Raw genomic sequence first — 20,956 nt, 5'->3', positions numbered from 1 at the left:
GCTTTAATGTATTGAAAAACTTGTTGTTTGTGAAAATAAAATATTTTGTTGTCCACAGTTTAATTTTGCTATATCAGTTATATTCCAAGAATTATTATTTGACCAGATATTTACATGCTCTTCTCTACTGTCTGTGTGGTAAATAAAACTGTATTGCTGCACAGGCAATGGGGGACTATGCTGCATTTTTAATTTTATATTGATTTATAGATGACGGGCAGGGATGCCCGTTCCACAAGAGATGTTCCACAAGAGATGTTCCACAAGAGATGTTCCACAAGAGATGTTCCACAAGAGTGAGTGCATATGTTAACTGTGGGTGGAAATATTAATTATGTATAAATTTGTAACCGAATGGTTCTAAAACTGGTATGTTTCGATTTAGCTACTTAGATTGTAGATTTGAAATGAAAAGTACTATAAAACGTATAACAAAATACAATAAGCGTTTAATGCGTTTCATGCTGCCGATGCTGACGACGGCATTGTTATGTGTGACATCACCAGTTTTTGCTCAACCCACTACGTCTACTGTATCTATAACACAACAGTCCGGCGCCTCCAAAGAACAAACCGCGCGCGCACTATATAGTGAAGGAAAATATTCTGAAGCGGCAAGTTTATTTCAACAAGCAGCGAAAGCTTACCAAGTAGGTAAAGACCCAATTAAACAAGCGCTTAGTCTCAGCAATTTAGCTTTATCTTACCAACAATTGGGACAATGGAACAATGCAGATAGTGCAATTACCGAAAGTATCAAGCTATTAACCAGCAGTTCACAACCAGGACAAATATCAGCATTAACACAAAGTTATGATATTCAAGGTGAGTTACAACTAGCACGTGGACAAGCTGAGGCAGCGTTAAAAACCTGGGAACGTACAGAATCTTTATATAAGCAGCAAAATAATTCTAAACAAGTATTGGTAAGTCAAGTCAAACAAGCAAGAGCGTTACAAAACTTAGGATTATATCGCCGTGCAGTTGAGTTATTAGCATCAAGATTAAATTTATCTAACATTACTAAACAAGAAGACTTGAAAACAGCTTTACAAAAAGTCCCTGCATCTCCTGAAACAGCAGCAGCATTAAGAACTTTGGGTGATTCGTTACGGGTAATTGGTAATTTACCTCAAGCCAAGCTTGTTTTACAAAGAACTTTAGTAATTGCCCAAGAGTTAAAGTTACCTGAAATCATCGCGCTGACACAACTTAGCTTAGGAAATACATCACGCGCACAAATAAACTTCGATGCTACTGTAGAAGACACAGAGCGTATACAAGTTGATACACAAGCTGCACTCAATTTTTACAAGCAAGCTGCAACATCCGCACCCGCAATTAAAGTTCAAGCACAGCTTAACCAACTTAGTTTACTAGTAGATAGTAAGCAAGAAGATGCTGTTAAAAGCTTGCTACCAGAGGTAAGAAAAGAAGTTGAAGTATTACCGCAAAGTCAAACTGCTATAGATGCGCGTATAAATCTTGCTCAAACTATGATGCGGATGGGTTCCAATGATTATATGCGTGATACTGCAAATATTTTGGCGGTTGCAATAAAACAAGCGCAGGAGTTAGGCAACCCCCGTACCCTCGCTTATGCACAAGGTAGTCTAGGCAGTGTTTACGAACAAACGAAGCAGTGGAAAGAAGCAGAAAAGCTTACTTCTCAAGCGCTTCAACTCGCGCAACAAGTTAATGCTGGTGACATTGCATATCTTTGGCAGTGGCAGTTAGGAAGGGTAACAAAAGCACAGAATAAGAATGATACTGCAATTGCTGCCTATAAAGAAGCCGTAGGAACTATTAAATCATTACGAGCAGATTTAGCGGCTGCAAGTCCTGATGTGCAGTTTTCTTTCCGTAATGCTGTGGAACCTATTCACCGCGAACTTGTAGAACTGCTTGTAAGTTCAGAAAATGTAAATAATCTTAGAACCGCGCGTGATGTCATTGAAGGGTTACAGTTAGTTGAACTCGATAACTTTTTCCGCGAAGCTTGCTTGACTGCTAAACCTGAGCAGGTAGATAGAGTTGATGCTAAAGCAGCAGTTATTTACCCAATTATTCTTAAAGACCAACTTGCCATTATTACCAGCTTACCTTCATTAGGCGCCAATCCCGACTCAAAAGATAACCGTGACTTCCGTTACTACAAAACCAAAATCAATACAAAAGAATTTGAACAACTAGCAGCGCGTTTAAATGACGACCTGAGACAGCAAACAGATGGAATCATTGATTTAATGCTGCCTAAGCTGCAACAAATGTATGATTTAGTAATACGTCCTGCTGCTGATGATATAGCAACTAGTAAAGTCGAAACACTAGTATTCGTCTTAGATGGTGTTTTGCGGAATATCCCAATGTCAGCATTACATGACGGTAAGCAGTTCCTTGTAGAAAAGTATAGCGTAGCCCTTACACCAGGACTGCAATTACTGGCGCCGCGTTCACTACGACAAGAGCGTTTAGGAGCATTAATAGCAGGGTTAAGTGAAGCTCGACAAAACTTTGAGCCATTACCAAACGTCGCTAAAGAAGTAAGTAGCATACAATCAGAAATGCCTTCTCAGGTATTAATCAATAAAAACTTTACAAACTCCGCATTTAAAAGCCGAGTTTCAACCGCACCTTACCCCATCGTGCATTTAGCAACACACGGTCAATTTAGTTCAAACGCAGATGAAACTTTTATTGTCACTTGGGATGACAAAATCAAAGTTAACGACCTAAGCGGAGTATTAAAAACAGTTGAACTATCGCGCGATAATTCCCTCGAACTTCTAGTACTTAGTGCATGTGAAACAGCAGCAGGTGACACAAAATCGGCACTGGGACTTGCTGGTGTTGCAGTGCGAAGTGGCGCCCGTAGTACAATAGCAACACTGTGGCAAGTTAACGATGAAGCCTCAGCCAAACTAATAAGTAAATTTTACGATGAACTCGTTCAAGCCAACAAAACAGGAATCTCCAAAGCCGAAGCACTAAGACGCGCACAAGTAACAATCTTAAAAACCCCCGCTTATAAATCACCCTATTACTGGTCAGCATACGTCCTCTTAGGCAACTGGACATAAGGGAATTTTCTTGTGGGATGGGCATCCTTGCCCGTCCTATACTGACGGCAGGCAAGGATGCCTACCCCACAAGATGCATAAGTTTCTTTGCTCTAGAAATATAAGACATTAGAAGGATACGGAGACGATAACTGTGGTTGAAGAGCTTTATACACCCGAACAACTTGCTCAAATGCATGACTCGCTGTGGCAGTGCGTTTTACAGTTTGCTAATGTCTCAGCAGCACAAGAACGCAACCGCATCGCGCGTGATTTGCACGACTCTGTAGGACATGCGCTGACAGCACTCAACTTTCAGCTACAAACTGCTATGAAATGCAAAGCTAATGCCAACCAAGCTCAACTTCTGACTGAAGCGCATGAACTAGTTAAAATTGCTACTAAAGAAGTACGTCAGTCAGTCAAAGCATTACGCAGCGATGCGCTTGAAACTCAGTCGATAGAAGAACTTGTTGAGTCATTAGTTAAAGATTTTGAAAGGACTACGGGGATTTTGCCAGAAGTTCATATCGATTTATCTGTTCAATTGCCTTTACATTTAGTGGCGCCAATTTATAGAATTACCCAAGAAGCGCTTAATAACATACGTAAATACGCAAAAGCTACAGCAGTTCAAATACACATTTGTACAACTTCAACAGGAGCATATTTAATTGTCAAAGACAACGGTCGTGGATTTGACGTTGAGAAAATATGTGGTGGTTATGGACTTCAAGGAATGCAGGAACGAGTCACTGTTTTACAAGGTCGTTTTAGTGTTGACTCACAACCTGGAGAGGGTTGTTGTATTAGTGTAGGAATTCCCCTATTTATATCTAAGGTGTCTTCTGGGTTTAACCAAACACCTTCACCTGATATTACAGATATTCCATATAATACAAAAAATGACATTAGTCAGATAGATTTACAATATTCTACGACGCAAGAAATTACAAGGCGCCCAGCAGTTGACATAGGAGAGTGGCAACCTCTTAATTTAAGCGATTGATTCCAACTTTAGTACTACTTACCATATATATACATCAAAATTTAGAATTATCCTTTCCAACTAAAGTTGGAAATATTTAAAAACTCATTCACAAGTTTCTGGAATTGAGTTATTAATAAGGGAGGTGAAAGAGGGAAAATTATAAAATTATAATATCTTCACGCCTATTGCTGTTACTACTGAGTGAAAGATATGCTACCTGTTCTGTTGTCGATAATTTTGCTATTAACGTTATGGTATTTGGTGAAGATTGTACGCACAAATCATCAAAAGTCCTGTGAAATGACTGTACAAGAATATTTACAAAGCTATGTATTAGAGGCTGACAATTACGCTCATATACTAGCTCAAAATCGAGATTTACAAAATACGTATAATGGAATAGGACAATCGCTTGCTGCTTTACATATACAGATACAGGTAGCACAAAAACTTTGGCAACTTAACCCAACTCAAGCACAGCAATCTCTTTCAGAAGCTTATCAATTAAGTGGTAGCTTAATGTATGAGGTTAGACGCACTGTTAAATCATTAAATCAAGTTAATGAAATGAAATCTTAGGTTTAATTATGATTCGCTTATTACTAGTAGACGACCAAAGTTTAGTCCGTCAGGGTTTAAAGGCAATGTTAAGCATAGAGCCTGACCTAGAAATTATTGGTATGGCAGAGAATGGAGAAGAAGCAGTTTCTTTATTTGAAACACTTCAACCGGATGTTGTGTTAATGGATGTGCGAATGCCTGTAATGAACGGCAGCACTGCAACTCGCCAAATTTGCGAAAAATTTCCTAACGCCAAAGTTTTAGTTTTAAGCACTTACGATGAAGACCGTGATGTTAGTGATGCTATTCGTGCTGGCGCCAAAGGTTATTTGCTGAAAGATATGCCTTCGGACGAACTTGTAAACGCTATTCGCTGTATTAATTCAGGATATGCTCAACTGGCGCCAGGTCTTTTAGAAAGAGTAATAAATCCAAAACTTACGAATACCACCGAAACAAATAATAAAGAATTATCAAAATTAACACCGAGAGAATTAGATGTAGCAAAGTTAGTAGCAATAGGCGCGACAAATCAAGAAATTGCAACCAAACTATTTATTTCAGAATGTACCGTAAAAACTCATATTAATAGTATTTTTAACCGCTTAAACCTAAAAAATCGCGCGCAGTTAGCTATTTATGCCAACGGCGCCTTTGCCAACACTTAATTCGTAGGTTGGGTCAAGGAACAAGACCCAACATATATCCTACTAACTAATTATCCAACTTGGAATACTTGAGCAACAGTATCTAAAAATTCTTTTTCTTCAGATATCAAATCACCATCAGCTGCTGCCAAATTATGACAAGCTTTTAATGCTTGCTGCTTAACTTCTCTGCTGCTGAATTTAGTATTAATTTCTTCAAGCAGAGTTTTTCTTTTTTCCGCATCCGATAAACTTGCTCTAACTCTAGCTGTTGCTTTACCTAAATACTGCTCAATAGTCAGCGGTGATTCCCAGGTAATATGGCTCAAATATTGGTTTATTACATCATCTTCCGCAAGTTTTAACGACTTATCTACATACATAGTCATAATCATTAATTCTATCGTCGCTTCGCGCTCATCTTGATGAGATTCTGGCTGAGATAGTACACCCAAAAATGATTGTAGACTTTTTAACATATTTACACCTCTTCAAAAAATTCTAAAACTCGTATACTAGACTAAAAGATTACAAATATTTTCAAAAGCATATATTATACATCAGGAAAAAACTTTCAAAAACCGGGTACACCGACTTGAACCCGGTTATTTCGTCTAGCGACGATGAAATTCAACTTGCTTTTCAAGAATCTTTACATCGTACTTTTCAAAGAAGTCATGACCTAATAACCCAATCTCAGCTTTTGGTGCTATCGCAACTTCAACATTACTAACTACGGCGCCAGCTACACCAATCGAATTAACAACACTGGTTTTAAACTCAACTTCACTACCATCAGCAATACTGGCATTAATCGTTCCTGAAGGCTTAAGATTCATAGCACGAGCCATTTCTTGTGTAATCAAAGTACCAGTGGCGCCAGTATCAAGAATCATTTCATACACCTGATTACCATTAAACGTAACATCAATAACAGGAGTCTTACCACTACGACGCTTGATAGGTACCCGAAAAACCCCATTATCTTGTGTGGCGCCGCATAATTTTCCTAAACTAACAGTTTGACCAGATGATGTAACCATATAACAGATACCAGAATCTGCTTTTACCCCTGTAGGTAACGCCGTCAATACAATCGTACCCACAATTGTAATCCAAAGCTTACGCACACCTTTCATATTATATGGTTCTCCTAACCTGACACATCTATAAGCTTAGGATACCCAGATTAATTTACGACTCACGCAATTTGCATATAAAAAATCACGCATTGGCTATAATGAAAAAATTACAGTCATAAGATTTTAATGAATAAAAAGTAAAAATTTTACAAATGTCAGACCATATACAGCGAATATCGAAAGCATACTTGATTGAAGACAAAGAAAAATTAACTCAATTTATAGTTAACAATCAGGAAATTGTATCCTTGCTGTTAGAATGTCAAAAGCAAATTAGAACCTATTTTCCACAAGGGAAGCTTACTCTTAATGTCTCACCAGAATATGAGCATACAGAGTGGGAAAGACTTGAAATTTTTATATATGTAGATGCCAACAATTCAGATGAAGCTTATGATAAACTATCGCAGTTTGATGATGACTGGTGGCTGGATAATTCCTCTGGTATTGGTTTAAAACTTTTTATTGGCTTGGAATTTGAATAAAATTTAATATGCAACATGCCATTACTCGCGTAGTGAAGAATCTTAATTAACTTGAAGTTTATTATAGATGCTTCACTGCGGGACTCATGACAATTAATAATTTTAATTAACTTGAAGGTTGTACAGATGCTTCACTGCGGGACTCATGACAATTAGTCATCGAGTGTACCTAACAAAAACTGTAATAGTGAGTTTGCTTCTAATTGTCCTATCATCTTTGTGTCAACGATATCAAATTTGGCGCCTGCGTGCGTTAAGTCTTCGTCTAAAGCTTTTAAAAAACCGCGTGCAAGTAAGTCATCACCAACTTGTACAAAGCCAATACCCAATTCCCTATGGTTCTCTAATTTATGTGTAGCTTCTACAATGACTTTGGCAACTTGCATTCTGTCCAATGGTTCGCCATCTATTAATATGATAATAATTTCACCGTTGGGTTTTGCTTGGTTGGTAGCTTTGCGTGCGAAGTAGTCATCTAGGGTTTTTTGCAAAACCCCTAGTAAATCTAATTCATACGGTGGATAATGTGCCTCAACAATTTCTCTAAGTTTCTCAGGCATTACATATTTGTACTGTTGAAAGTTATCTTCCTTACAGTCTCGACACGAAACATACATTGTTACACCATCGTTATCAAATTTCTGACACGCACGCACAAGGTTGATTATTGACTCATATGCATCTTGCCAGCGATGTTCATATCCTGGTGGTTCTTTAGCTGTGCTTGCAGAAGTTTTAGCTAAAATGATTGTATAGTCTCGATTTTGTAATATAGACGTATCCATAATATTAAATTTAACACTAATAATATGACTAGGTTAACTTCTGATTTTTAGGTTGTCCATAATACACCGTAGGAATGAATGTATAACTAATTTACAGGCTCAAATACCATAGCTGGTACTAATAAGTCATCCTTAAATTCACTGATACCTATAAATAATCCATCAGTATAAACTCGTAAATATTGGGAAGATTCGTTTATTTGTTGAGCTATACGCTGTCCCTGGCGCCATTTTTTAGCATCTTCCTCTAATAAACTAATCGACGATAAATATTGTAGAGGTGCATCAGGACTCATTGGTTGAAAGGTTTGTAGTTGCGCTTCTAAAGCTTCAATACTAATACTGTTAGCCAAATTAAAACCACTACTAACGGTGCGTTGTAGTGCTGCTAGTGTACCACCTACATCTAAAGCTGCTCCTAAATCACGGGCAATTGACCTAATATAAGTTCCTGCACCGCAAGCTATCGCAACATCTAACTCCGCAAACTCACCTGGGCGCCAATCTAAAACCTCTATACTAAATATCTCCACTGTTCTTACAGGCGCCTCAACAGCAATACCTTGACGCGCTAAATCATAAAGTCGTTTTCCGTCAACTTGAATTGCGCTGTAACTAGGTGGTATTTGGTTAACTTTACCTAGAAATTGCGGCAATAAATCTTTAATATCTTCCAACTTCAACTCAGGACAAGCACACGAAGCAATAACTTCACCCTGCAAATCGTCTGTTGTTGTTTGTATACCAAAACGAATCGTAGCGTTGTAAGCTTTATCACCAGGTAGATATTGAAGTAAACGTGTAGCTTTACCCAACGCAATTGGTAACACACCAGTTGCAGCAGGGTCTAAAGTTCCAGCATGTCCAACACGTTTGAGACGTAGTAGCTTACGTACTTTCGCAACACAATCGTGCGAAGTCCAGCCAAATGGTTTGTTGAGATTCAAAAAGCCTTGCAAATTAAAAAATAGGTAGGTTGACGTTACCGTAGGGGCAGGTTAACCCAAAAATTTGTTACTATGCAAAATCCTGTAAACCTGCCCCCAAAACCATCATAAAATAACACACAGGCGCCTGATACAAAAATTAATAATTTATAATCCCGACCAAAGTCTTGACAAGTAAATCAATCTCTTCTGGAACCCGGTATAATTTAATATCTTCTAGAATTATTTTCTCCGCACGCTTGTAAATACCAAATCGCCAGTCCTCACCTGTAGTAACGGCGCCGTATAAAATTGGTGTATCTTTACTAGTCCATTGGTCAAGAGCAATAAGTTCTACAGCTAGCTGAGTAAACCCTCTGTTTAAATCTGCTTGCTTTGCTTCAACTACCAACATTCCTCTATCTTTATCTATATAGTAATCAAAACTTCCTTTTAATTGTTCGCTAACACTTACAGGATACTCCACATTCAATCGAGTTTGAGTAGTTTTACAAACTTCTAGAAGTATAGGGGCTATAATTACTTGCTGGCGTGCTGATTCGCTGGAAAGCCGAACGTATTGAAGATTACTTTGTATATTTTTTTTCAAATTGCGGATTAAATTTACATCAACTTCTGAACTAAGTAAGGTTAAAGACTCTAAATTATAAGAACAACCTAACTCGGCAAGAATATCTTGGATTGCGAACGAAAGCTCAAAGTACTCATAAAAAGTATAACTTTGTTCTGGCTGAAGTATACAGGAGCGAGTCATATATTAGTTGCTTGTTAAACATGACAAAACCTGGCTTCTTTATTATATCTAGGGACTTCCAAGTAATAAAACATTCAAAATATTCTTGTGGGGTGGGCATCCTGCCCGTCCTCTATATTTGAAACATTGGAACGGGCAAGGATGCCCATCCCACAAGAAATTTATTCCACAAGAGGTTTATTCCACAAGAGGTTTATTCCACAAGAGATTTGTTAGTTAGGGTTGCTTAATTTGTTTCAATTCACCATTAAAGGTTTGTGCTAGTTCAGTTGATGTTAGTGACTGAATTAAGTTTAACCCTAGTGGTTGAGTTGAAATAGCTTTGGCGTAAGCTGCATTCAAATATGGCGCATATTTGGTCATACCCGCAACATGAGATTGAAAGAAAGGTAACGAGAGCGAGTTTAAGTATTTACGTACTTGTGCAGGGTCATCACCTGCTATATCTGAAGGTAGTCCAATTTGGTTTGCATCATTTTTACCTTCACCAATAGCTGAGAAGTGGGTGGCGCCTTGCATGACAGCTAAGTATTTTTGCTGATTTCCAATCCATGAGAAAGGTAATATCTGCTCGTACAATGCTGGTGCAATAGTATCATCACTACTAGCAACTATCATTACGGGAATTTTTATATTGTTTAATCCGGTTTCACCAAAAATACTGCTGGTGATGGGATTGACTGCGATTACCGCTTTGATACGTTTATCGTGCAGGTCATAACTCATCAATGGACTAAATTTCCGTAGTTCCAAAGCACGACATTGCAGTAGTAAAGATACATTCCAAGTTTCTGTGAGTGCCTTTGGTTTGCAGTCTTTTTCTAGCTGGGCAAAGTTAATTTGCGCTCCTGCTAATGCTAATCCAGTGTATCCACCAAACGATTGCCCGAATACCCCTACCTCATCAAAATTCAGGCGCCCACGAAACGTAGATTTATTACGCTGTTGCAGTTCGTCTAGAACAAATTTGATATCAAGAGGACGATTGTAGAATTCGCTTGGTTCAGCAACTTCATTCGCACTACCCTTCATTAACGAACTCAATTGCTTGGTATCACTACCAGGATGGTTGGGAACTATCACAGCAAATCCGTGAGAAGCAAGATGTGAACCTAAATACTCAAAATTGCTGCTGTCTGTACCTACACCGTGGGAAATGACGATTACTGGAACTTTCTCAATTCCTGAAGGTATATAAACATCGGTGAGTAAAAACCGATTGCGAACAGCATCGAGTAATTTATACGTTTGCTTGGACGTGGCAAATTTACCTTTACGACGAAAATCGGGAAGCTTGGCACTCAGAAACGAAGGTTGCTCTATTGCTGCCTCGGTTTTAGCTTTTTGAGATACTGCTGTGATGGCTTTTTCGGTATCGCTAACCATTTTTTCTAGTTCTGACGCAATTCCTAGAGTTCGCGCTAAATCTATATGAATGCTCGCACCAGGATATTCACGTAACAAACCTAGTAAAGTTAAGCCTCCAGAGTCCGCAGCTGCCAGTATTAAAGCTGACCGCAAAGCATGAAAGCCAGGTTTTTCCTGACGTGATTCTGTCTTAATTACTTCTCCTAACCTTCGCAACAAAAATTCTCCTTGCGGAGTATAGAGAAACTGTGATACTGCTACTGCGTTAGCTTTTATCGGACTTTGTAGCACTCTTCGCAACTCTTGGAGTTGTGCTGGTTTGAGATACTCGGCATAAACCGCTAGACTAGAGTCTACGGCGCCTGTCCTGACAAATTCTTCTAACGCAGTCACGGAAATTGACCGTTCCAACGCCGAATAAGATGCATAAACTCTCTGTGCTGCATATGCCGAACTCATTTCAAAAGTAGGCAGCAGCATTGAGAGTACCAGCAACAATATATTCCTTCGCAGGGTGCTGGTCCAGATACCAAAAAAGCTTTTCATCGCAAAACGTCTACAATTCGGATGTTATTTGATGAGGCTCGGTCAAATTGGTAGTATATGCGGACACCCTAAATGATTCGCCCTGAATGATTCGGTGATTTCGCCTCAAAATTATGAATTATAGTAGAAGATTTTCTAGCTATAAAATGTTAAAAACAACTGTGGTAGTGACACTGGGCTATATCGGGCAATATAGGTTGATTTACCTATTTGGAAAAAATAATTTATCCAACGATGACATCATAACAGATAATAAAATAATACGCTTCAGTATGCAAAAAACAACTATGAAGAAGAGGCATCTTTGATTAAAGATACCGTAAAATTACTTAACATAAAACTTTATTCAAATAATATCTATTATTTACCCAGAGCCATAGCCACAGAGCCAGCTACGACTAAGATGGCACCTATAATTCCCGTAACTGACAAATTTTCTGGAACAATTAAACTAGGTGCAATAACGGACACCGCATGAACAGATATTAAAGTAACAATTGGTGCAGCCGCCACAACCGCACTTACTCGTGATGACTCCCAATGCTCTAGAGATTCAGCAAAAGCACCATAAGCAATTAGCGTATTTAAACCACAAAAAATTAGAGTTCCCCAGTGAAAATAATTAAGTGTAAAAAGTAACTTTGGTGTAGCAAATGGTAAGAATAAAAAAGCACATACACCATAAATAATTACCATGATATGCATAGAAGATAAAGTTCGTAACAATTGCTTTTGTGCCAAAGCATAAACAGCCCAAGCAACGGCGCCTAGCACAACTAAACCTGTTCCAAGTAGATAATTTGTTTGTACAGTGATTATGCTATTTAATTTTTCATGAAAAAATAAAACAAGTCCAATCGTAAGAATACCAACCCCGCACCATTGGCGCCAGCTGTAACGCTCACGAAAAATTAACAATCCACCAAAACTCATTAGTAAAGGCGCTAGTTGAATGATAACTTGGGCGTTAGCGGGAGACGTTAGTGCCAAACCCTTTAAAAACAGAATATAATTCGTAGCAAGAAAAATAATCGCGGTACTTACCAACTTCCAAGAAGTCGCACGTAGCTGTTTAAGCGTAGGTAATTTTCCTCTTGCTGCTAAATAAATAGCTAGTAATGAGAATGATAATAAAAATCTAAACCAAGTTACAGTATAGACATCGAGAACAGAGAGTGCGACCGTTAGCGCTATCGGTAACACTCCCCACAATACAATCGTTAATAAAGATAGTGCCAACCCAAGGCGCCATTTACCAGTAGTATGATGCATTTTTTACCCTAAAAAAAGTCAGCCATCCAAGCTCCGGCGCCTGCAAATATTTGCGTTGCAGTAGTAATAGCATTTTCTGTTGCTTCCAACTGTCCTGTCATTTGTAAATGACTCGGAGAGAATAAACTAGTATACAACGGCGCAAAAGCACGAATATCAAGCTTCAAATCACCTTTACCACCTGGCGCCACATCCGCACGTCCATTGGCAACAGAAAGTATAAATTTACTATTATTACTTTCTAATAAATCATCTTGTACTTCTATATGAAGGGATGCTTGGATATTTTGAGGATACCCCCGCTTTTCTAGCGCTTTCTTTACATCTACAATACGTAACATCCATCGTGTCGATGATTTCAACTTGGCTGTTTGTTCGGGCAACATAAAAGTTAGTGCATCAACAAGCGCGCTTCTGTAACGAACCGTATCAATTTGCGACCGATGACCACCAAGAAATGCCCAAAAGCTTTGTATTGCTGCTGGTGTTAAGAGTACCCAGTCTCGTACATTAATATAATCGTTATCGTCACCACGATGCTGTGTAAATATAATGTATCCTTGAGGATTATCTGCACTCCCAATCAAATAAGCGTATTGTTGAGCATCTTTTGAACGCCCAATATCAGCCCAAATAAATTCGTTTCTGTTTAAATTACCATTATGTAAACGAGCTTGCTTTTGATTTAGTGACCGTAAAATATCTTTTTCGGTAGTAATTAACCTCAACGGTAATTGAGGTTTTCCCATTTGAATACTAGCAGTAGTTATTTCCCAATTGCAGAAACTACCTGCTTGCTCATATCCAGCAGCACGATACAAACGTTGCACTGCGGGAAATAATGCTGTCAAGGGCGCCCCCTCAACATGAATTTCTTTTACTGCACTTTGCATTAGTGCTAACGCGGCGCCACTTCCTCTATACTCTGGTGCAATACCTACTGCTGCAATACCTGTCATTGGTACAAATTCACCACCATAATTTTGATCAAATGACAATATTGCTAACCCACCTGCAATTTCTTTATTTTGGCGAATAACACGAAAATTCTCTATTCCTACCGACTGCATGTAAACTTCACCGTCAGACGGCGCCATCATAAAGCACTGACTGAGAATTGATATAAGCTTACTAGCATCCCCTGAATCATTTACCTTGCCGTATTCAAATGAAGGCATAATGTACCCTGTAGTAACATGCAGCTACAGTATGTTACATCAGAATGTACCAAAATCAATTCACCCTGTTGGATGATATTGAACGTGATGGGCTATAGCACAGGCCGGAAAGCCTGTGGAGTAAATGTCATTATTTTTACCTTATTAGACACAGAGTTCACAGAGAAGTATAAAATTAATTACAAAATTTCTTGGAAGCACACGAGGATTTAGAAAACTCCAACGTTGTGTTGCCTGATATTTCAATGATTGAAAATCAGGAAGAAATTGATATTTCTACTCTCTCTGAATATATTAAAGCTCTTGGCGGCAGTTTAAAAATAGTTGCTAATTTTCCGGAGAAGGAAATTGTTCTTGCCCAATTTGATGAATAGATTTCTTTTATAATTTTATTCTTCGTAGAACAACCGCGTAAATCTTTTGTGCCAAACGTGGAGGGACGGGGCAAGAGAAAACCCCATCCCAAATAAGAAACCTGGTTAGTGTTGGCTAATTATGTTTAGCCTGATTAAATTTTTGCTTTACAGAGCTTGCACCAATAAGACTGAAAGCGAGTAAACCTATTACAGAAGCTGGCTCAGGAACTGATACAGACGGAGGTTTGACTTCTGCTTTAATCTTTTTCTCAAGAACACTTCCAAACTCTTGAAAGCTTTTAGCTTCGAGTACAAATGCTGAGGTTCCATCTGCATTAGTACCACCAATTACACTTGATTGATAGAACGGAAGTGTTGTTGCTCTTTCAGAATTAGTACCCACTACAATACCATTAATCGCATCAACACCCTGTGCTAAAGCATTATTTCGTGCGGTAGCAGTATTTAATCCACCATTTTCTGGACCATCACCAGATACATCAATTACTTGACGTTTTCCATCAAATGCATTGTTGAAAAATTTTGGTGTAGCATAAGCGATTGCAGAACCAGGTGCGGTACCACCAAAGAAAGGACGTGTTGTTGAGTTAATCGCTGCTGCAAAATTTTGTGATGATATAGCACTATCAATTAAAGTCCAGCCAACAGATTCTGCTTGTTGACCACTGCTAGACCAGTAAATTAGATTGACTGCGATTTTACCAAATTCACCTTTAGATATAAAATTATTGAAAAGGTCAGAACTATTAAATACATCTACATAACCTTGCTTTTGCAAGTTAAACTCGCTGTTGTTTACACTTCCTGAAACATCTACAAGCAAAGAAAGTTCTAAGTCAACTGGTGTCAAAGTTGCTGCAACAACTTTTGAATTGACAGCCAAAGTACCAATACCGCAAGCTACTGCTGCGATGGCAAGACGAGCAACATTAGATAATTTCATGATTTAATGACCTTCTAATTGGAATTGTTGTTAATGTGGTTTGATAATTTTGCTGATTCCAATTTGATAATTGGATACAAGCAAATCTTCAAATAGTGCAGTTATATACAGATTCTGAATTTTCAAAGCAGTTCTTTTCTGCACAGCCAAATCAAATGTTTTTAATTTCCTTTGATACCTAAGTAATATAGCTATCTATTCTATTGAGCCGCTATACTTTCTCAGCATATTTACATAAAATACACAATCGGATTGCACGCTATAAACGCTAAAACCATTATTTTTAGAAGCTAAGAGGTACTTTTTTATTTTTTTGCTAAATAAAATATATGTAAAATTACTTAAAATGTTTTAAATAACTTTAAATAAAAATCATCTTTTTTGACGAAAAGCATAAATAGACTTTACCAATTTATTCAAATACTATGTTAAACCTGCTAGAAACGGGTTTCTTCGTTGAGAGATTGTAATAACAACGACGATTTGTCTGCGACAGTGAATGCATAGAAACCCGGTTTTAGTGGTAAAATTATAGTAAAAGTACTTATAAAGATTACTTTAGCGTGACAATTTTGGGTAAGTACCCTGGCAACCTTCACCCGTAGCGCAAGCAGTTAAAAGAACGAACAGACGTTTTTATTCGCACCCAGCAATAGTAACTTCAAAATTATTAATGTGCTAATTCTATAATTGGCAAAATTTAGGTTATAGAAGAAAGAGTTTCCAAAATTTTGTTACATTGCTGTGCAAATTCGACATTAAGCAGAGTTATCTTATACAATTGACTAAAACTGAAATTCTATATAACTTGGATAATTGGCAATGAAGCTATCATTTAAAGACATTACATTTATTATAGAAGCAATTGGTAATTTAATAAAAATATATCAAGAGCGTTTAAATAGCGGAAATCTTGATGACAATGAAGCTGCTAATATGGGTGATGATTATGTGTTTTTAGAGACGCTGCGAGACGATTTAGAAAAAACGTTGAAGCAAAACTCAGATATTCAACTAAATTCTGCTCAAAGTTCACTCGTGTCTATAGAAGATTTGATAATTCCTGTTTTACAGTTACCAATTAGTCAGCGTTTGGCTTTGGTAGATGCAATTACGCAGTCGATTAGATTAGAATTACGATTAAATAACTCCTAATTATTTTTTTTTGGCTATCTTTTTTGAGCTATCTTTTTTGGAGGTGAACACCATCATTTTCAATCGCACTATAAGTTTCACTGTTCATCAATCCTAACCACGGGTCAGAACTTGGTGTTAAAAACAGTTGTGCATACACTCTTTCGTTTAGTGTGTTTACATTACTTGTTATATTAGGTTGAGTGAACCATTGATGAATTTGTCGATGCAACATATACTCGTTTCTGACGGTATCTAACGCCATTGCTGTTTCAAAGTTACTAACAACGCCCTGTAAACCATTCGAGTTAGATTTTTGTGGGAAGCGTTTGGAATTTATTAAGGCGATACTATTCTTATCTAGTTTGGCATCATTTATATATAGTTGAGCGATGCGTTGCCATGTTGCTTGGTCTGTAATTTCTCTAAGCGGTGCCGGGTTACTAGTGCTTGGTGACATTCCTCTTAACATCGGCGCCTCTACTGCCATTTTAGTTACAGCAATTGTTCCAGCTACAGGTGCGCTAGGAGAATTAGAAGTTGCAGGCATTTCAACCAAACGTGGAGGATTTGCAATACCAAGTTTAGTTAAGTCTTTATTCCATTGCTGCTCAACAGATACTAAACGCTGTGCATGATACTGCCGTAAAAAGCTTTCTTTTGCAGCACTTGGGCGGCTATTATATGAGTTGATTAATTTTTTACCTTCTACCAACTGCTTTAAAAAAGCTTGAGGCCCGTACAACCCCGGAATTGCATCAACAGGGCGCCCAGCACTATCTAAGATATAGTGAATGCTGTTACCTGTAATAGTCCGTTCTAATTTACGTCCATCACCAAAATCTACAGTTACTTTCGGCGCCGAGCGTACAGTTTGCCAATGGAGTATATAATTTTGACGTAAAAACTTAGATATTTCAGCATTCGGATATAACGTTACACGAAAGAAACGACTATTCGCACAGCTTAAGTCCTCATCGAGTCTTCCCAGCAACCGTAACGAAAGAATAGGTTTTCCGCTAGTTTTTGCAGCAGCTTTTGCTTGTTCAATATCGGTGTACCAATATAACTTAGAAGCGTGACAGTCTTTTTGCTGACAAATTGCATCTAATGTAGCGCGCATTTGTGGTGAAGGATTACTGAGTTCTTTCGCATACGTACTAATAAACCTTTCCAAACCCTGCTGTCCCTGACTGCGAAACTGTGAAACCTTTATTTGGGGAGTTGCGGCAGATGCATTATTATAAGTCTGTGCCAAGGAGGCGCCGACGATAGTGCAAGTTAATGCAGTTGTAATAAATTTTGACTTCATAATATACAAACCATAATCATAAAGATGAATAATGAAAACAATTGTAATCTTGTAGTATTTGTAAGACTTTAACTCTAATTTTTAGTTCCCAAAATATAATAAACTACAATAAAACTTCACATTCCGAATTTTAAAAAACTTTTCCGAAATTAAGGATTTTTGACTTGTAATTCTAAAATAAGAGTAAATTATAACTTTAAACAAAACAATGACTACACAACATTTGAAAAAGCTATTTGTAGTATTCGGATTAGGAGTTACAGCAGCTACATCATTTTTACCTGCTTCTGCAAACTCTGCACCTGCACCTAAACAACTATCTAAAGTTGAAAGTTTCCGTGTTGTTGGTACAGAACCTTTCTGGGGTGTAGACATTAGCCAAAAAGGTATTGTATATAATTCTTTAAGAGATAATATCACAAATCAAAAATTTCGTTATGTGGCGCCGACTGCAGCAGAAGGAAGACCTTTAGATGTTGTTAGAGTTTATCGTTTTGGTACTAAACCGAATCATATTCTCATTCTCACTAAAGTAAATGGTTCTTGTAGCGATAGCATGTCCGACACAAAATATCCTTATACAGCAACTTTGATTTCTGGCAATACAGTTAAAACTGGTTGCGCTAACAAACAATAAGGAACTTCCAAAAACTTAATTATCCATATTGTGAAATAGCTTGTGAAATGGCTTGTGAAATAGCTTGTGAAATGGCTTGTGGAATGGCTTGTGAAATGGCTTGTGGAATGGCTTGTGGAACGGGCATCCTTGCCCGTCACAATCTCAGGATGATTACGGTTTCTTGTCGTAAGTTGTAATTTTACTTTTTGCAGCAAGGCTAATACTTTTATTAGTACTTTTAGCTAATAGTTTAATGATACTAATAGGAGTATGAGGATTGTTAATAACAGCAAGTTGAATTTCTTCATGCTGGTCATGCATTAGCTTTTCTAAACATTTAATGGGTGTTTTTTTGTTTCGAGCAACAGTGAGACGAACTCTACCCGTTTTGTCTTCTGCTAGCTGCTTTAAAATATTTGTAGTAGTGTTAGAATTTTCAGCTACAATAATTCTGACTTCATCACATGCATCTTTAGCCAAATGCTCTAAAACGTGACTAGATATTTTTGGATTTTCTGCTAACAAGCGACGGATACTTACATCGTCGCTATTTTTTGCTAAAAACTCTAATGTTGTTTTAGATGTATTAAGATTTTTTGCAACAGCAGCACGAATTTTGACTTTATCCTCTTTGGCAAACTGTTCTAAAAGTTTACTTTCTGTGTTGGGATTATTTGCAACTTCGTAACGTACATCGGAACTTTTATCTTTTGCCAATAGTTCTAATATATAGTTGGGAGTCATGTGATTTCCAGCAACTCGCACACGGACATTCAGCACCTTATCTTTGGCTAATTTTTCAAGCACAGATGGTTCTGTTACAAAGTTCCTGGCAATTGCTGCTCTGACTTCACTACTAATATCATCAGCAAGTATTCTTGTAATTATTGGAGATTCGCGGTGATATTTAGCAAGATGCAAGCGATACTCTATTGATTTATTGCGGATATTAAGTTTATCTTCAGTAATAAATTGTTCTAAGCATTCAATAGGAGTATTTTTATTATATAAAACAGCAAACTTAACACATTCTGCTTCATCATCCGCAAGCTTTTCTAGAAAATGTATTGATGTTCGCGGACTTTTTGCAACTGATTCACGAACAACATCAGAAGTATGATTAATTGCCCATTCAATATAAAACAATGGTAAATCATGCAAATTAAAGGCTAAGGGATAAACCGTATAAAGTTCATATAAAAAATTGGGATTTTCAAGTAACAAAAAGTCAAGAATATTATTACTTAAGACTTGAACTGGATAATTAGTAAATAATTTCAATAATGTATCCGGCGCCGTATTAGGATTTTGAGCAACAGCAGCACAAACTTTTTTGTCCTTACTCATTGCTAACTGATGTAGACGTTCTGCTGTTGTGCTTGCATCTAAAGCTTCTTCTAATGCGGCATTCATTTGCATCAAGTTTGTTCAAGTAACTTAACCAGCGCGTATATGGTATCAATATGTGGAGTTGGGGTATGTGTTAATTTTCCCAATTCGGCAACGGCGCCAACAATAGCATCAACTTCAGTCGGTCGTTTAGCTTCAATATCTTGTAACATTGAGGTTTTATGGGCGCCAACTTTTTCCGCGCCAGCAATTCTTTGCTCTATTGTAATACCAAAATCAATTCCAAGTTTTTGGGCGATGGTTTGCGTTTCGGTCATGATAGACAAAGCAAGTTCTCTGGTTAAAGGATATTGACAAATTTTGTCTAAAGTAGTGCGTGTGAGTGCGCTTATTGGATTAAATGCGACGTTTCCCCATAACTTTACCCATAAATCAGTACGAATTTGATTGCGTATAGGCGCCTTTAACCCAGCTTTTTTAAGTACATTCGCTAAAGTTTGAATTCGCTCAGTTTTGGCACTGTCAATTTCGCCAATACTAAACCGTTCTCCTTCAATATGTCGAATAACTCCTGGTTCGGCAATTTCTGCGGCAGGATAAACAACACATCCAATAGTACGTTCCACACCAATATTTGCTTCTACAGTACCATCTGGGTCAACTGATGTAATATTTGCTCCTTCATATTGGGTTCCACACTTACGGAAGTACCACCAAGGAACACCATTTTGTGCTGGAACTACCATTGTTTGGGAATGATATAAAGTTGGCAAACTCGCTGCTATTGGTGGCAAACTTTGAGCTTTCATTGCTAATATTACTATATCTTGTGGTTCTAAGGTACTAATATTATTAGTAGCAGCAATGTTAGATACGTTAGTTACACCGGACTCTGTAATTAATTTTAAACCATTTGTTTGAATAGCATTTAAATGGGCGCCTCTAGCTATTAGCGTTACATCTTCTCCTGATAATGCTAGCTTTGCTCCTAAGTATCCACCAATGGCACCGGCGCCTACTATACAAATTTTCATTATTATACCTCTTGTTAAACATTACAATTCTATTTCTTTTCTTGCTCTTGTGGAGCGGGCATCCTTGCCCGCCATTGCAATAATTTCTTTTTCACCACAGAGACACAGAGGTAAGATTCTATAAAATAGATTATGACTTGATTTGAGTAATTACGGTCTAAATATATTAATATGAATATGTAATACTAGGAAAATTTTTAGCAAACTGATTATTAACGGATTTTTTGTCATTCACCCAAGACCAAAGAATTGATGTGCGCTCGACAGCATGTTTTCTAGCAATCTGCTTATTTCGGATAAAAAACGAATTTAAAGAATTAAATATTCCTTTAGAGCAAGAAATATTGACAAAATTTTTTCGTCAAGCTATGAAGATGGAGTTACACCAGACTATTAGACAACAAATTGAAGATTTATTTAAAGTTAATATTTAATTTTGGTGGATATAAGGG

Annotated in this window: 21 protein-coding genes; 9 read left to right on the top strand and 12 right to left on the bottom strand. The window is 37.6% G+C overall.

Features of this window, described 5'->3' with window-relative positions; all coding sequences use genetic code 11:
- Positions 1-407: 407 nt before the first annotated feature.
- From DSM106972_RS03885 to DSM106972_RS03870, 4 genes are all read left to right on the top strand, one after another.
- The gene (locus tag DSM106972_RS03885) at positions 408-3,080 is read left to right on the top strand and encodes a CHAT domain-containing protein (RefSeq protein ID WP_127078973.1); all 2,673 of its coding nucleotides are present in this window, start codon (positions 408-410) and stop codon (positions 3,078-3,080) included.
- 133 nt (positions 3,081-3,213) lie between these two features.
- The gene (locus DSM106972_RS03880; RefSeq protein ID WP_127078971.1) at positions 3,214-4,068 is read left to right on the top strand and encodes a sensor histidine kinase; all 855 of its coding nucleotides are present in this window, start codon (positions 3,214-3,216) and stop codon (positions 4,066-4,068) included.
- A gap of 282 nt (positions 4,069-4,350) precedes the next feature.
- Positions 4,351-4,629 carry a histidine kinase gene (locus tag DSM106972_RS03875; RefSeq protein ID WP_158632760.1) on the top strand — a complete coding sequence of 93 codons (279 nt, stop codon included), beginning with the start codon at positions 4,351-4,353 and terminating at the stop codon, positions 4,627-4,629.
- An 8-nt stretch (positions 4,630-4,637) separates the two neighbouring features.
- Positions 4,638-5,279 (top strand): response regulator transcription factor, encoded by a 642-nt coding sequence (locus DSM106972_RS03870; protein ID WP_127078967.1) that lies wholly within the window; start codon positions 4,638-4,640, stop codon positions 5,277-5,279.
- A gap of 50 nt (positions 5,280-5,329) precedes the next feature.
- Here DSM106972_RS03870 and DSM106972_RS03865 read toward each other — a convergent pair whose 3' ends face one another.
- Both DSM106972_RS03865 and DSM106972_RS03860 read right to left on the bottom strand, forming a co-directional pair.
- Complete coding sequence (locus DSM106972_RS03865; protein WP_127078965.1) at positions 5,330-5,737, bottom strand: TerB family tellurite resistance protein; 408 nt, start codon at positions 5,735-5,737, stop codon at positions 5,330-5,332.
- Between the two features lie 135 nt (positions 5,738-5,872).
- Positions 5,873-6,397 (bottom strand): retropepsin-like aspartic protease family protein, encoded by a 525-nt coding sequence (locus tag DSM106972_RS03860; protein WP_127078963.1) that lies wholly within the window; start codon positions 6,395-6,397, stop codon positions 5,873-5,875.
- Between the two features lie 155 nt (positions 6,398-6,552).
- Here DSM106972_RS03860 and DSM106972_RS03855 point away from each other — a divergent pair, with 155 nt between their 5' ends.
- A complete protein-coding gene (locus DSM106972_RS03855; protein ID WP_127078961.1) occupies positions 6,553-6,885 on the top strand; it encodes a hypothetical protein in 333 nt (110 codons plus the stop codon).
- 152 nt (positions 6,886-7,037) lie between these two features.
- Here DSM106972_RS03855 and DSM106972_RS03850 read toward each other — a convergent pair whose 3' ends face one another.
- The 6 genes from DSM106972_RS03850 to DSM106972_RS03825 form a co-directional block, all read right to left on the bottom strand.
- Complete coding sequence (locus tag DSM106972_RS03850; protein ID WP_127078959.1) at positions 7,038-7,670, bottom strand: vWA domain-containing protein; 633 nt, start codon at positions 7,668-7,670, stop codon at positions 7,038-7,040.
- Between the two features lie 86 nt (positions 7,671-7,756).
- Positions 7,757-8,629, bottom strand: coding sequence for a tRNA pseudouridine(55) synthase TruB (truB, locus tag DSM106972_RS03845; RefSeq protein WP_127078957.1), 873 nt, complete (start codon positions 8,627-8,629; stop codon positions 7,757-7,759).
- A gap of 127 nt (positions 8,630-8,756) precedes the next feature.
- Positions 8,757-9,371 (bottom strand): hypothetical protein, encoded by a 615-nt coding sequence (locus DSM106972_RS03840; protein ID WP_127078955.1) that lies wholly within the window; start codon positions 9,369-9,371, stop codon positions 8,757-8,759.
- 216 nt (positions 9,372-9,587) lie between these two features.
- A complete protein-coding gene (locus DSM106972_RS03835) occupies positions 9,588-11,285 on the bottom strand; it encodes an alpha/beta hydrolase (protein ID WP_127078953.1) in 1,698 nt (565 codons plus the stop codon).
- A gap of 360 nt (positions 11,286-11,645) precedes the next feature.
- Positions 11,646-12,557 (bottom strand): DMT family transporter, encoded by a 912-nt coding sequence (locus DSM106972_RS03830; protein WP_127078951.1) that lies wholly within the window; start codon positions 12,555-12,557, stop codon positions 11,646-11,648.
- A gap of 8 nt (positions 12,558-12,565) precedes the next feature.
- The gene (locus DSM106972_RS03825; RefSeq protein ID WP_127078949.1) at positions 12,566-13,735 is read right to left on the bottom strand and encodes a GNAT family N-acetyltransferase; all 1,170 of its coding nucleotides are present in this window, start codon (positions 13,733-13,735) and stop codon (positions 12,566-12,568) included.
- Between the two features lie 191 nt (positions 13,736-13,926).
- On the opposite strand from DSM106972_RS03825, the gene relB reads away from it, so the two are divergent.
- Positions 13,927-14,109, top strand: coding sequence for a type II toxin-antitoxin system RelB family anti-toxin (gene relB / locus DSM106972_RS03820; RefSeq protein ID WP_233787763.1), 183 nt, complete (start codon positions 13,927-13,929; stop codon positions 14,107-14,109).
- A gap of 115 nt (positions 14,110-14,224) precedes the next feature.
- Here the strand turns inward: relB and DSM106972_RS03815 are convergent, their stop codons facing one another.
- Positions 14,225-15,055 (bottom strand): DUF1194 domain-containing protein, encoded by an 831-nt coding sequence (locus DSM106972_RS03815; protein ID WP_127078947.1) that lies wholly within the window; start codon positions 15,053-15,055, stop codon positions 14,225-14,227.
- 822 nt (positions 15,056-15,877) lie between these two features.
- Here DSM106972_RS03815 and DSM106972_RS03810 point away from each other — a divergent pair.
- Positions 15,878-16,210: a hypothetical protein gene (locus DSM106972_RS03810; RefSeq protein ID WP_127078945.1), complete on the top strand. Its 333-nt coding sequence runs from the start codon at positions 15,878-15,880 to the stop codon at positions 16,208-16,210.
- 28 nt (positions 16,211-16,238) lie between these two features.
- On the opposite strand, the gene DSM106972_RS52100 is transcribed toward DSM106972_RS03810, so the two are convergent.
- On the bottom strand, positions 16,239-17,501 hold the full coding sequence (locus DSM106972_RS52100; RefSeq protein WP_170213543.1) for a thioredoxin domain-containing protein: 1,263 nt from the start codon (positions 17,499-17,501) through the stop codon (positions 16,239-16,241).
- A 208-nt stretch (positions 17,502-17,709) separates the two neighbouring features.
- Here DSM106972_RS52100 and DSM106972_RS03800 point away from each other — a divergent pair, with 208 nt between their 5' ends.
- Positions 17,710-18,138 carry a COG3650 family protein gene (locus DSM106972_RS03800; RefSeq protein WP_127078943.1) on the top strand — a complete coding sequence of 143 codons (429 nt, stop codon included), beginning with the start codon at positions 17,710-17,712 and terminating at the stop codon, positions 18,136-18,138.
- A gap of 153 nt (positions 18,139-18,291) precedes the next feature.
- Here the strand turns inward: DSM106972_RS03800 and DSM106972_RS03795 are convergent, their stop codons facing one another.
- Positions 18,292-19,539, bottom strand: coding sequence for a hypothetical protein (locus DSM106972_RS03795; protein ID WP_127078941.1), 1,248 nt, complete (start codon positions 19,537-19,539; stop codon positions 18,292-18,294).
- The gene (locus tag DSM106972_RS03790; protein WP_127078939.1) at positions 19,539-20,504 is read right to left on the bottom strand and encodes a 2-dehydropantoate 2-reductase; all 966 of its coding nucleotides are present in this window, start codon (positions 20,502-20,504) and stop codon (positions 19,539-19,541) included. Before DSM106972_RS03790 ends, DSM106972_RS03795 begins: the two co-directional genes overlap by 1 nt.
- A 224-nt stretch (positions 20,505-20,728) precedes the next feature.
- On the opposite strand from DSM106972_RS03790, the gene DSM106972_RS03785 reads away from it, so the two are divergent.
- Entirely contained in the window at positions 20,729-20,938 is a 210-nt protein-coding gene (locus DSM106972_RS03785; RefSeq protein WP_127078937.1) for a hypothetical protein, read from the top strand.
- Positions 20,939-20,956: the final 18 nt, after the last annotated feature.

The organism is Dulcicalothrix desertica PCC 7102, assembly GCF_003991905.1.
Taxonomy (GTDB): domain Bacteria; phylum Cyanobacteriota; class Cyanobacteriia; order Cyanobacteriales; family Nostocaceae; genus Dulcicalothrix; species Dulcicalothrix desertica.
This window is presented reverse-complemented; position numbering and strand designations above follow the sequence as displayed.